Source organism: Sphingobacterium ginsenosidimutans (assembly GCF_039536865.1).
GTDB lineage: Bacteria > Bacteroidota > Bacteroidia > Sphingobacteriales > Sphingobacteriaceae > Sphingobacterium > Sphingobacterium detergens.
Window position 1 is genome coordinate 181,070 of record NZ_BAAAZK010000006.1, and the last position, 13,910, is coordinate 194,979.

At 41.0% G+C, this 13,910-nt stretch carries 8 protein-coding genes; 7 read left to right on the forward strand and 1 reads right to left on the reverse strand.

Annotation, left to right across the window (positions count from 1 at the left end; all coding sequences use genetic code 11):
- Positions 1 to 44: 44 nt before the first annotated feature.
- A complete protein-coding gene (locus tag ABFX33_RS11375) occupies positions 45 to 1,940 on the forward strand; it encodes a heavy metal translocating P-type ATPase (RefSeq protein WP_346086170.1) in 1,896 nt (631 codons plus the stop codon).
- A 129-nt stretch (positions 1,941 to 2,069) separates the two neighbouring features.
- On the opposite strand, the gene pgi is transcribed toward ABFX33_RS11375, so the two are convergent.
- Positions 2,070 to 3,719, reverse strand: coding sequence for a glucose-6-phosphate isomerase (gene pgi, locus ABFX33_RS11380; RefSeq protein WP_346086171.1), 1,650 nt, complete (start codon positions 3,717 to 3,719; stop codon positions 2,070 to 2,072).
- A 286-nt stretch (positions 3,720 to 4,005) separates the two neighbouring features.
- On the opposite strand from pgi, the gene prfB reads away from it, so the two are divergent.
- The 6 genes from prfB to ABFX33_RS11410 all read left to right on the forward strand — a co-directional run bounded on the left by prfB (position 4,006) and on the right by ABFX33_RS11410 (position 13,908).
- Positions 4,006 to 5,089, forward strand: a protein-coding gene (gene prfB, locus ABFX33_RS11385) for a peptide chain release factor 2 (protein ID WP_120261199.1) whose coding sequence is annotated in 2 segments (ribosomal slippage) — positions 4,006 to 4,065 and positions 4,067 to 5,089 — 1,083 coding nt in all. Because the reading frame shifts where the segments join, the coding sequence is not laid out codon by codon here.
- A 412-nt stretch (positions 5,090 to 5,501) separates the two neighbouring features.
- The gene (locus ABFX33_RS11390; RefSeq protein ID WP_346086172.1) at positions 5,502 to 6,947 is read left to right on the forward strand and encodes a glycosyltransferase family 2 protein; all 1,446 of its coding nucleotides are present in this window, start codon (positions 5,502 to 5,504) and stop codon (positions 6,945 to 6,947) included.
- 39 nt (positions 6,948 to 6,986) lie between these two features.
- Entirely contained in the window at positions 6,987 to 8,288 is a 1,302-nt protein-coding gene (locus tag ABFX33_RS11395; protein WP_346086173.1) for a nucleotide sugar dehydrogenase, read from the forward strand.
- A 223-nt stretch (positions 8,289 to 8,511) separates the two neighbouring features.
- Positions 8,512 to 9,048, forward strand: a complete 537-nt coding sequence (locus ABFX33_RS11400) for an RNA polymerase sigma factor (RefSeq protein WP_346086174.1) — start codon at positions 8,512 to 8,514, stop codon at positions 9,046 to 9,048.
- Between the two features lie 95 nt (positions 9,049 to 9,143).
- Positions 9,144 to 10,256 (forward strand): FecR family protein, encoded by a 1,113-nt coding sequence (locus ABFX33_RS11405; RefSeq protein WP_346086175.1) that lies wholly within the window; start codon positions 9,144 to 9,146, stop codon positions 10,254 to 10,256.
- Positions 10,257 to 10,494: 238 nt separating this feature from the next.
- The gene (locus ABFX33_RS11410) at positions 10,495 to 13,908 is read left to right on the forward strand and encodes a TonB-dependent receptor (RefSeq protein WP_346086176.1); all 3,414 of its coding nucleotides are present in this window, start codon (positions 10,495 to 10,497) and stop codon (positions 13,906 to 13,908) included.
- Positions 13,909 to 13,910: the final 2 nt, after the last annotated feature.

A 13,910-nucleotide genomic window follows, 5' to 3' on the forward strand; every position in this document is an offset into this window, starting at 1 on the left:
CTTAAAATAGCTAAATTTATATTATTTAATAGACCCCTCGATATATGTGCGAACACAATCACGAGCATAGCCATACAGAAAAAGATACACCTTGGTGGATTTCACAACGCAAACTCCTTATAGCGCTCATCATATTGATCACACTGCTGATACTCAAGTACGCATTTAAGATCACACTTCCGTTTTACGCCTCTCTCCTTCTAAATGGCATTGCTTACCTATTGGCAGGTATTCCGGTTATCCAAATGGCTTTTCGAAAAGCAAAGCGTGGCGATTTCTTCAACGAGTTCTTTCTAATGAGCGTGGCAACCTTGGGCGCATTCGCAATACGGGAATTTGAGGAAGGCGTAGCTGTCATGGTATTTTATCAGATTGGCGAATGGTTTCAGGATACCGCGGTGGACAACGCAAAAAAATCCATTAAATCACTATTGGATATCCGTCCGGACAAAGTCTCTGTCTTGCGAGATGGAAAACGAGTGGATGTCAACCCTAAGACGGTTGAAATCGGTGAAATTATCCTCGTCAAAGCCGGTGAAAAAGTCGCTCTGGATGGCAGACTGATCAATGAACGGGCGGCGTTCAATACCGCAGCGCTAACCGGGGAAAGCAAACCGGACACCAAATATAAGGGTGACACTGTTTTTGCAGGTATGATAAATCTAGAAACAGTTGCTGAGATCGAAGTTGTCAGCTCGTTTCAGGACAGCAAATTGAGCAAGATATTGGAGATGGTGCAGGATGCGACAGCGCGCAAATCTAAAACACAGCTCTTTATCTCAAGGTTTGCAAAAATCTACGTCCCTATTATCTTTGCGCTGGCACTTCTGGTACTTATCGTCCCTATATTCCTTGTCAGTGATTATAGCTTTAGAGACTGGTTTTACCGCAGTTTGGTCTTTTTGGTGATCAGTTGTCCTTGTGCACTCGTAGTCTCGATCCCCTTGGGTTACTTCGGCGGAATAGGATTAGCCTCCAGAAATGGAATATTATTCAAAGGCAGCAATTTCCTGGATGCCATCACCACAGTTGATACTATTGTTATGGATAAAACAGGTACCCTCACCGAAGGTGTTTTTGAAGTAAAAGAGGTCCACGCTGTCAATGGACAAGCGACAACATTACTGGATTATGCCAAGGCCATTGAATCAAATTCTACCCATCCTATTGCCAAGGCAATAGCTAGCCACCAGCCGGGAGACAACTCATTCATTACTGAAGGGATTGAGGAAATCGCGGGCCATGGACTCAAAGCAACGATCAACAATAAGCTTGTCCTCGCTGGCAATAGTAAATTGCTGGACAAGTTCAACATTCGCTATCCGGAAGAAATAAAGCAAATTGTCGATTCCATTGTATTGATTGCCATAGCGGATCAATATGCGGGCTACATCACCGTTGCAGATCGAAATAAGCCTGATGCAAAACAGGTTATTTCGGCTATGCGGGCCCGAGGCTTATACACGGTCATGTTGTCCGGTGATAAAACAGCAGTAGTAGATGAGGTCGCGAGGGAACTTGGTGTTGACAAAGCTTACGGGGACCTTCTACCCGAAGATAAGGTAAGTCATGTGCAGAGACTGATCGACGAAGGACGCAATGTCGCTTTTGCCGGAGATGGCGTCAATGATGCCCCTGTGGTAGCTTTAGCTCAGGTAGGTATAGCAATGGGTGGATTAGGAGCTGATGCGACCATTGAAACGGCAGATGTTGTGATCCAAAATGATGAACCTCATAAAATTTTATCCGCAATCAAAATTGGTAAAATTACCCGCAATATTGTTTGGCAGAACGTCATCCTAGCAATGGGCATAAAGATTATTGTCTTGATCTTGGGTGCCGGGGGAGTTGCAACGCTCTGGGAAGCTGTTATCGCGGATGTTGGGGTAGCACTCTTGGCGATCCTAAATGCCATCCGTATACAAAATAAAACTGTATAAGCTAATTCGCTAGCAGAAGAAAACTGTGCAAAATCGGTAAAACATAAGCGGCTGACTTTGGGAAAAGTCAGCCGCTTATGTTATATACTGGTATCAGTATTCCTGAATGCCATGTACTTTCCGGTCATCTTAATCACGCCAGGATTTATATGTATTAATCAATCCATTGGTGGAAGAATCATGACTAGTGATGGGATTATTATCACCTAATTCTGGTAGAATCTTATTGGCCAACTGTTTACCCAGTTCAACGCCCCATTGGTCAAAACTGTAGATATTCCAGATCACACCTTGCACAAAAATCTTGTGTTCATACAGGGCAATGAGTCTACCCAGTGTACGTGGCGTCATTTTTTTCAATAAAATAGAGTTTGTTGGTCGATTACCCTCAAATACTTTATACGTTTTCAATTCCGCCACCTCTTCATTGGATTTACCTGCTTTTTGTAATTCGGCAACAACCTCTTCCTCCGTTTTACCGTTCATTAGTGCCTCTGTCTGTGCAAAGAAATTAGACAATAAAAGCTGATGATGGTTGCCTATCGGATTAAGGCTGTTTGCTGGAGCAATAAAATCACATGGTATCAATTTTGTACCCTGGTGGATCAATTGATAAAAGGCATGCTGTCCGTTTGTTCCAGGTTCCCCCCAAATGATCGGTCCCGTCTGGTAGTCTACACGCTCGCCATTCCGGTCTATATATTTTCCGTTGCTCTCCATATCCCCCTGCTGGAAATAGGCCGCGAAACGGTGTAAGTATTGATCATAAGGAAGAATGGCGTGGCTTTCAGCTTCAAAGAAATTATTGTACCATATACCAAGCAAAGCCAATATCACCGGAATATTTTCCTCAAAGGCGCTGGTTCTGAAATGCTCATCAGCATCGTATGCACCTTTTAAGAGTTCCTCGAAATTATCAAAGCCAATAGCCAGGCTAATGGACAGTCCGATTGCAGACCATAGGGAATAACGTCCGCCAACCCAATCCCAAAATTCAAACATATTTTGTGGGTCTATTCCGAAAGCCTTTACTGCCTCCGTATTGGTGCTCAACGCCGCAAAGTGTTTAGCAACATCCTGCTCACTTGCTCCCTTACTTAAAAACCAATCCTTAGCGGTATGCGCATTGGCCATCGTCTCCTGTGTTGTGAAGGTTTTGGACGCAATCAGGAACAAGGTTGTTTCGGGGTTTACTCCCTTTAGCGTTTCAGCGATATGTGTACCATCTACATTAGAGACAAAGTGTACATTCAGCCTGGTCTTGTAAGCTTTTAAGGCTTCGGTAACCATTACTGGTCCCAAATCAGAGCCACCAATACCGATATTAACAACATCCGTGATCTCCTTGCCTGTATAGCCTTTCCATTCACCGGAGAGAATCTGCTCTGTGAACGTTTTCACATGTGCCAACACGCTTTTAACAGCAGGCATCACATCCTTTCCATCGACAAAAACAGGTTGATCGGATTGATTTCTCAATGCGGTGTGCAAAACGGGTCTGTTTTCGGTCACATTGATCCGCTCACCCGCAAACATACCCGTGATTGCTTCGGAGAGCTGGCATTCCTTTGCTAACTGGATCAGCAGCGCCATTGTCTCTTCGTTTACGCGATTTTTAGAATAATCTAAAAGAATATCCTCGAAAAGGATCGAAAACTTCTCAAATCGCTGTGGGTCTGCCACGAAAAGCTCACGGAGGTCCTGCTGATTGATATCAATATAATGATCTACCAAATATTGGTAGGCTTTGGTTGTTGTAAAATTAATTTTTGGAAACATACTGTTTTTGTTGAAATTATTTGTTTTAAACCGCTAATAAGAACCTTCCGTATTTTTTCATTACACCTTGCACAGATCGCAAAATGAAGGTTTATGCTGTTGATGATATCAAAACTAAAAAAAAAAGGTCAAATATTAGTATTGAGTGGAGAGTATTGCAGAATTAGCGGCCAGCAGTACAAGTCTACGGCTTATAATGTTATTCTTAATATAGCTGGCTACAGTCTTAATAACATATTGAATTTAAGAACGGATTTATTGATTAAAAATATCTACATTAGCAGATATGACAAAAGAACAAATTCAAGACTTGAGGGATCGTGTTACTTCCCTGAGGAGGCATCTTTGACATCGATGTCCGTAAAGAAGAAATAGAAAGAGATCAAGCCATTACAATGGAAGCAACTTTCTGGGATGACTCCAAAGCGGCAGAGAAAATACTGTTGGCCATCAAAAACCAGAAAGTATGGACAGATCATTTTGATGAAGTTGCTTCAGCGGTTGAAGATACCTATGTAATGTACGAGTTTTTTCAATCTGGAGACGCAACTGACAAAGAACTGGACGACCAGTATAAACTTGCATTGGAACAGGTCGAAGAACTGGAGTTCAAAAATATGCTCAGTGCAGAGGAGGATCAGCTGGATGCAATCTTACAGATCACTGCGGGAGCTGGTGGTACTGAGAGTTGTGACTGGGCAGCCATGCTGATGCGGATGTATATCATGTGGGGGGAGAAAAATGGGTATAAAGTCACCGAACAGGATTCTCAGGAAGGGGATGTTGCCGGAATTAAAAGTGTAACTCTTCAACTATCTGGAGACTTTGCATATGGCTACCTTAAAGGTGAAAACGGAGTACATCGACTGGTTCGTATATCGCCGTTTGACTCCAATGCAAAACGACATACTTCCTTTGCCTCGGTTTATGTATACCCCCTGATTGATGATAATATCGAAATAGACGTCAAAGATTCAGAAATCGAATGGGATACCTTCCGTTCTGGAGGTGCTGGTGGTCAAAATGTAAACAAAGTAGAAACAGCTGTACGACTCCACCATAAACCCACAGGCATTATTATCAAAAATCAGGAAACGAGATCGCAATTGCAAAATAAGGAAAATGCGTTACGCCTATTGAAATCACAATTGTATGAGATTGAAATGCGCAAACGACAAGAAGCCTCCGCTGCGATCGAAGGAAATAAAAAGAAAATCGAATGGGGATCCCAAATTCGTAACTATGTTCTACATCCTTATAAATTGATCAAGGATTTACGCACAAATTACGAAACATCAAATACACAAGCGGTATTGGATGGAGACTTAAATGATTTCTTAAAAAATTATTTGATGGAATTTGGCGGTTAATCTATCGCGAAAAATCTGCAAAATCAAAAGGGGTATCAGCAAGGCTTGATATCCCTTTTTTCATACAAAGTCACTGCCTTCTTTCGGACACAGTTTGTCACTTAAACTGTCAAGTTCTCTTAAAAAAATTCCCAAAAACGTTAAAAAACCTTAAATGTCTACTGCTCATATAGGCTTGTTATTTTTTGATTACACAAGCGCCAATACAGCAACAAAACACTGATATTCAACAGATTAAAAACAATAAAAATGTATCAAGAACGTTACAAAAGAGTCGTTCGCTCAATTTTTGGCACAAAATAAAGGCATGTATTTTGCGTTTATGGATTCGTAATATTTTCATTACAAAAGACTCGTCGTTTGAGTCAGCAAAGAAAGTAAAGAAGAATGTATATCTAAAAATAGAATGGCTATGAATTACATGAAAGAAAACTCAATCGTATCAAAGCAGATGGCTAAACAATGGGAACCTGCAATGTACGACGTAAATGAAGAACAGCAGCAATCCGAGACCAAAGTAGAGAAAGTCGAAGAAAGCAATTTTGGACCAAAGGAATACGGTATTTTTGGAGCGACCTTTTTCGTACTATTTGCATCGGTCTTTGGTGTATATATGCTCCAACCAGATTTTGATGCATTACGTTTCCAACGTTTAGATAGTATAGGTGGAACCTTTTTAGTAGGCTTAGGTATATTTTTGGCCACTATCGCGATCAGCTTTTTAATCTTTTTAATTGTACTTCATCGTAAATACAAGCCGATTGCATCCGTTTCAGATGAAGAACTTCCAACCTGTACGATTATAGTTCCGGCTTATAATGAAGGACAATTGGTTTACGATACACTTCATAGCTTGGCAAGTAGTGATTATCCCGATAAAAAGCTTCAGATTATCGCCATTGATGACGGAAGTAAGGATAATACTTTCGCTTGGATACAACGTGCCAAAATGGAGCTGGGCGATCGCATAGAGATCTACCAACAACCTAAAAATATGGGTAAACGCCATGCGTTATACCGCGGTTTTAAATTAGGTACTGGTGAAGTATTTATTACAGTAGATAGTGACTCTGTGGTCAACAAGGATACGATCCGTAATATGGCCAGCCCATTTGTAACCAATAAGGAATGTGGTGCTGTAGCGGGTAATGTGCGTGTATTGAATAATAAAAAGGCTATTATACCACGTATGTTAAATGTGAGTTTCGTCTTTAGTTTTGAGTTTGTGCGTTCGGCCCAAAGCATGCTAGGCACTGTGATGTGTACGCCAGGGGCATTATCTGGATATCGCAGAGAAGCTGTGATGAACTGTCTTGAAGACTGGATTCACCAAACGTTTATGGGACAACCTTCGGACATTGGAGAAGATCGTGCCATGACCAATATGATTTTGAAGCAAGGATATCATGTATTGTTCCAGTCTAACGCGTTAGTATATACGGATACTCCGGTACGTTATAAAAATTTATATAAAATGTTTATCCGTTGGGAACGAAGCAATGTGCGTGAAAACATTATGATGAGTCAGTTTGCCTTTAAAAACTTTCGTAAAGGACCGAAGTGGGGTGCACGTATCTTATTGATTATGCAATGGCAAAAAGTGTTGCTTTCCTACCCTATGCTATTATTGATGTTATGGACAGTATTCCATTATCCATTGATGTTCTTAAGCTCAACTTTGGTAGGTATTCTTATATTTTCAAGTATCCAGGCATATTTCTTTGCCTCTAAAAATGCAAATGCGAAAGAAGCATTCTGGGCATATAGCTACAGTATATTTTATGCCTTTAGTTTATTTTGGATCACTCCCTATGCCATTGCTACTGCTGGACGTAGAGGTTGGTTGACAAGAGGTTAATTTCAACGTAAAGAACGTATCTTTACTTTAAATATAAATATGACAGACTTTCAGATAAAAAAAATTGCCATCATTGGACAGGGATATGTGGGATTGCCTTTAGCGATAGCTTTCTCTGATTTCTTTCCAGTGATAGGCTTCGATATCAACAAAACACGTATTGACGAACTTAAAGCCGGCATAGACCGTACACTGGAAACTCCTGCAGATGAGCTTACGCGTGCTAGAAATCTATTTACGACATCGGAACAGCGCAAAGGCTATGATGCAAGTGCAACCGTTCAAGATATTGCAGATGCCAATGTCTATATTGTAACTGTCCCGACGCCTATAGATCGTTATAATTCACCAGACCTATCACCACTATTAGCGGCGTCTAAAATGATCGGTGAACTCCTAAAAGTTGGTGATTTGGTTATTTATGAATCCACAGTCTATCCCGGGTGTACCGAAGAAGAATGTGTTCCGGTTTTGGAAAAAAACTCAGGCTTGAAATTTAATCAGGACTTCTTTGTTGGATACTCACCAGAACGCATAAATCCTGGCGACAAAGTTAATTCACTGCAAAAAGTGATGAAAGTAACCTCCGGAAGTACTGCTGCAGCGGGACTTGTTGTGGATGGACTTTATAAACAAATTATCCATGCAGGTACACATCTTGCTCCTTCAATCAAAGTGGCCGAAGCAGCGAAAGTTATTGAAAATGCACAACGTGATGTCAATATATCGTTTATGAACGAACTCGCTTTGATCTTTGACCGCGTTGGTATAGATACGCAGGACGTGCTTGATGCAGCAGGAACAAAGTATAATTTTCTCCGCTTCAAACCAGGTTTAGTTGGTGGACATTGTATTTCAGTAGACCCCTATTATCTTGCTCAAAAGGCAACACAGTTGGGCTATCATCCCCATGTTATCCTATCCGGTAGGGAGGTTAATGATCAAGTAGCTTCTTTCATCGCTTCCAAGGTCGTCAAACTGATGATACAGAAGAACATCAAATTCGATGGTGCCAAAGCTTTAGTATTAGGTGTAACCTTTAAGGAAAACTGTCCAGATATTCGTAATAGTAAAGTCGTTGACATGATTCAAGATCTCAAAGAATTTGGTTTGGAGGTCGATATCTATGACCCTTGGGTAAACCCCGATGAATTAAAAAAACATTTTGGTCTTGACCTATTAACAACTCTTCCGCAGTCAGGCAATTATGACAGTATTATTCTTGCTGTAGGTCATCGAGAGTTCTTACATCTGGATCTCAAAAATTTAAAAAAGAATCCTTCCGTTGTATTTGATATCAAAGGAATATTAGATCGAAAATTAGTGGACGCACGCTTGTAGGGTTCTGTTTTTTTTAGATTATTTTCTGGTAACATTCTTTTAAACCATCAGTTTTCTTATTATTTATTGAGAAAACTGATGGTTTTTGTTATAAATGGAGATTATGCAATCGTTTGCTTAAAAAAACATCATCAAATCTTTTGTTTTTAATATTAACTTAACACCACAATTATAAATTTGACCTCATTAAACTAAGGGATATTTAGCACAAATTGCGGTACTTATGAAACAGTTAGACGACACCGAGCTATTCATCAGAATTCAAGCGGATGACCGTTATGCTTTTTCTGAATTAGTCAATCGCTATTCAGATATACTTTTCCGTTTTATTCAGCGCCGTGTTTCCTGTAATGAGGACAGTGAAGACATTTTGCAGGAAATATTTGCCTCACTATGGCACCAACGTCTTAACATCACAATAGAAAACTCTTTATACCCTTATCTATTTAAAACTGCTAAATATAAAATTATCGACTGGACAATAAACGAGCAAAAGAAAATTGTCCGTGCCGAAAAACTACTGGCAAGCTTTCAAGGGGCGTCCCCGACATCCGAAGATGAGCTTCTGGCAAAAGAATTGGCGGTATTGATCGACGCCGAAATAGAAAAAATGCCCACAACAATGAAATCGGCTTTTTCACTTAGCAGAAAGGAATCCATGTCCATCAAAGATATTGCTTCGGAACTCGCCCTATCCGAACAAACCGTGAAAAACAATATTTCGTTAGCCCTGGGTTGGCTAAAGCTTCGTTTCAAATAACGAATAAAAAAATATACACCTAGTTTACAAGCACTTAAACTATTTTCATAAATTTCTTCGGTACTTTTATTCTCCTTCTCCGATTATAGGTCTGTATGAAGGAACAAGAATCGTCAGATCAAGCTAAAGCTTTGCTCAAAAAGTATCTGGAAGGCCAGTGTACTCCAGAGGAAGAACAACAAGTTCTTCACTGGTTTTATGCACAGGATCAACCCGAGGAGGAGCAATTAAAGGAATACCAAACAGGATTAGCATCACGTATCAATACGAAGCTAGAGGAACAGCTATTTAGTGAATCTACTCCTACTGTCCGACGACTAACTTGGTTTCGCTCCAAATGGATGGTGGCAGCGATGCTTGTAGCCGTTTCGGGCTGTAGCCTTTGGATGTACAACAGATTTTCTTCGCTAGATCAAAAGCCACTGGAACTGGCTGCAGAAGTACCTTCACAGGATCAGGCCTTTCACAATGACATCCTTCCTGGAGGGCATTATGCCAAAATTATAAACCCAAAAGGAGAAGAAAAACAACTAGCAGATCCATTTGTACAGCGCCTTGAACAATCATCCGATCAACAAGGAAAGAATTTTCTTGTTGATGTTCCAAAAGCGGGTTCTTATATGATTATTCTTGAAGACGGAACAAAAGTATGGTTGAATGCTTCTACAAAATTATCCTACCCCACACATTTCGAACCCCATCAACGTCAAGTTGCTTTAACAGGGGAAGCCTATTTTGAAGTAGCAAAAGATGCTAATAGACCTTTCCGGATCAATGCCAACGGTACCACAATTGAAGTCCTTGGAACAACTTTTAATGTCAATGCCTATCACGATGAGGTTTCTACATCTTTAGTGGAAGGCAGCGTGAAAGTCCTTAAAGAAGGCAACCAAATTATTATCAAGCCAGGCCAACAGGCAACAACATCGCTAACAAACGATATCAAAGTTACAGCAACTGACCTGACAAAAAATACAGCCTGGCAACGGGATGAATTTTATTTCGATGGCAACAATTTCAAAGATATCTCTCTTCAGATCGCCCGATGGTATGATGTTGAGTTTGAAAATATGGAGATAATCGGAGCAAATTCAACCTACAAAGGCTCCATCAGCAGAAATAGTAGACTTTCAGAAGTATTGCAGATCTTGGCTCTTGCCACGGGACGCAAATTTGATATTATCGGACGAAAGGTTATAATACAATGAGACTAATTACCCAAATATTAAACGGCCTATGGTATAAACATCAACTTTAGCGCCTTGTGGTTAACAAAAAAGGGGATGTTGACGCATCCCCTGTTAAATTCAAGGCTTATTTTACTGATTACCAACAGAAATTTTAAAACCTTAAAAATCATTCTAATTTATGAATTTTTTTTCTCCAATGAAAAGGCAGGAGAAAGATCGGGGATTCCGTATCCCTCCGGCCTTTAAAACTTTATGTATGATAAAGTTAAGCACTCTTTCTTTGCTTTCCATCGCACTTGGAGCCCATGCTTCGGGAACAGCACAGACTGTCAATCTTTCTTTAAAAAAAGTACGCGTAGAGAAAGTTCTGCAAGAAATTTCAAAACAGACCGATCTCCGCTTTTTCTATGATGAAAAACTATTGAACAGTTTACAACCTGTAAGTATCCAAATGGATCACGGCCCTATACAACAGGCCCTATCCAAGGTTTTTAAAGGTCAGAACCTGACGTATCAGATTCTTAACAACACGATCGTCATTTCAGAAAAACAACGCACAGATATCGAAATAACAGGTATTGTACGTAGTACAGAATCTGCCCTGGCTGGTGTTACCGTATCTGTTGAGGGCCATACTACACTTTCGACGAAAACCGATGCCAATGGTCAGTTTAAACTCCGTGTGCCGGAGAACGCTGTACTTGTATTTCAATATATGGGATATACCACAGAACGTGTGCAGATAGGAAGTCAACGTACAGTAAACGTGACCCTCCAAGCAAGCAACTCACAGTTGGATGAGGTGGTTGTTGTCGGCTACGGTACGCAGCGAAAAGTGAACCTAACGGGGGCTGTCGATATGATCTCTTCAAAACAACTGGAAAGCCGTCCTATTGCAAATCTCGGCGCTGGACTACAAGGGTTAATCCCCAACTTGAATATCACGACTTCCAATGGCCGTGCTTCTACAAATCCCGAATTTAACGTACGCGGATTTACCAGTCTAAATGGCGGCGCCCCGTTAATTTTGGTCGATAATATCCCCTACTCTCCGGATGAAGTTGCACGTATCAACCCGAATGATGTCGAGTCCGTGTCTGTATTGAAAGATGCTGCTTCAGCTGCTATTTATGGTGCCAGAGGTGGTTTTGGGGTGGTATTGATCACAACAAAAAAGGCAAAAAGCGGTCAACTTGATGTTAATTTCAGTACAAATGTTGGGTATAGAACTTTAGGTAAACTGCCTGAATTCATTACTGACCCTTATGAAGTAATGGCCATTAAACATGAGGCAGGAAAACCATTGTACAACTCCTACCCAGAATCTGCACGTGAGTATGCAAAAAAACGCTCTTTGGATCCTTCCCTACCGGCAGTAACACTATCAGACAATGGACAAGATTGGGTATATACAGGCAGCACAGATTGGTTGAAAGAAGCCTACAATAAAACTGCTCCAACCTATAATGCAAACTTAAGTATTGCCAAAAAGTCGGATAAAATCGGCTATTACCTCTCCAGTGATTACTATAGACAAGATGGGCTTTTAAAATATGGAAACGATATTTACAAACGGTACAATGTCAGAGGAAAGGTAGATTTTGATGTTACTGACTGGCTACAGGTATCTAATAATACATTGCTTACCAGCATGAATTATGATACCCCTGTCGTTTTGGATGCCGGCGACAGCTTTTTTTGGAGAGTCAACCGAACCAACTCGCTCGATGTACCCCGAAACCCAGACGGTAGCTGGACAAGAGCCGGTGCGCAGGTATTAGGTTCATTACAAGAAGGTGGGCGTAATGATAATCGTATCAACGAATTTGTAACCACATTCTCCGCAAAGGCCGCGTTGATCAAAGGGATCTGGGACTTAAATGCCGATGCAACTTTCAGACGCAGTTCAGGATTAAAAAGATCATATGATGTTCCTTCGAAGTACAAAACGGGACCAGAGGCTATCCTAACGCCAACATTTTCGAATACCTATGCAAGAAATGAGAATGATCTCACCCGATACAACGTCTATAATATTTACACTGATTTTCATAAAAATTTTGGAGACCACTATATACAAGCACTTGCAGGCTATAATCAGGAGTACAACTACAACAACTACAATTACATACAGGCATTAAACCTAATCTCCACCACGGTGCCTTCCATCGGAAGTGCGACGGGAAATATTTCAAAAGATGAACGCATTAAAGACTGGGCAGTACAAGGTATATTTGCCCGTATCAGCTATAGCTATAAAGATAAATATCTAGCGGAATTCAATGGTCGCTTCGATGGTTCATCCCGTTTTCCAAAGAATAACAGATGGGGCTTCTTTCCATCTGCCTCTGCGGGTTGGGTAATCTCCAAAGAGAATTTTTTCGAACCGGTGAAAAATGCTTTGGCAATGGATTTCCTAAAGATCAGGGGATCTTATGGATCACTGGGCAACCAATTGTTCAGATATGATTCCGATTTCCCTTACTATGACACCTATCCATATATGCCTATTATGGACAACAAGCTGGCGGACTATATCCTGGGCAATGGCAAACCACCAGCGGTATATGCTCCGAGAGCTGTTTCCGATAATTTTACCTGGGAAACAATCCAGACGGTCAATGCAGGTATTGATATGAATTTTTTCAGCAACAAATTGGGAGTTAACTTCGACAAATATACCCGCTACACCAATGATATGTTGGTACCAGGAAAGGAATTGCCGGGACCATTTGGCACAAAGATTCCCGTCCAAAATGCCGGTGACTTAAAAACAAAAGGCTGGGAGTTGCGTTTAAGCTGGCGCGATAGCAAAGAGCTAAGTGGCTCTCCTTTCTGGTATAATGTCGCCTTTACACTGGCGGATAGTCGTTCATGGATCACTCGTTTTGATAACCCGACAAAATCCTTGGGCGATCAATGGGACAGAAATTATGTGGGAAGGGAAATTGGCGAAATTTGGGGTGCTGATATTACTGGCTTTTTTGAAGATGATGCAGCAGCAGCAGCTTCGAAACAATCTGCCATGGGAACGGATGATCAATCATACAAATTTTATGCTGGTGATCCTGTCTTCGCTGACCGCAATGGGGATGGCAAAGTTGATATGGGCAAAAAGACGGTGGATGACGCCGGCGATATGCATATTGTTGGCAATAACAGTGCGCGACTACCTTATAGTCTAGATCTCTCTACAGGATGGAAAGGCTTTGATTTACGCGTATTCTTGCAAGGCATAGGCAAACGTGATTGGTATCCAGGCGCTTCCAATATCTACTTCTGGGGAGTCTATGCACAACCATGGACAAATCCGACCGTACAAAATGGAGATCACTGGAAATCAAAAGATGAACCTGGCTATTTCCCTGCTGTGCGAGCCTACTCTGCAGAAGATAATTATCAACAGCTCGGTATTCCAAACAAGCGTTATATGCAGAATGGGGCCTATATGCGGGTAAAAAATCTTACGCTCGGTTATACACTACCAGAATCTGTATTACAACGTATCAAATTGCGAAAAGTACGTTTCTTCTTCAGTGCAGAAAACGTTTTTGAGATCTCTCATATTAAGGTGAAATTGGATCCGGAATCGATAGGATCAGGTAACAGGGCGCAAGCTGCATATCCATTCCAGCGGACGTATACCTTTGGTCTGAATGTAAATCTTTAATC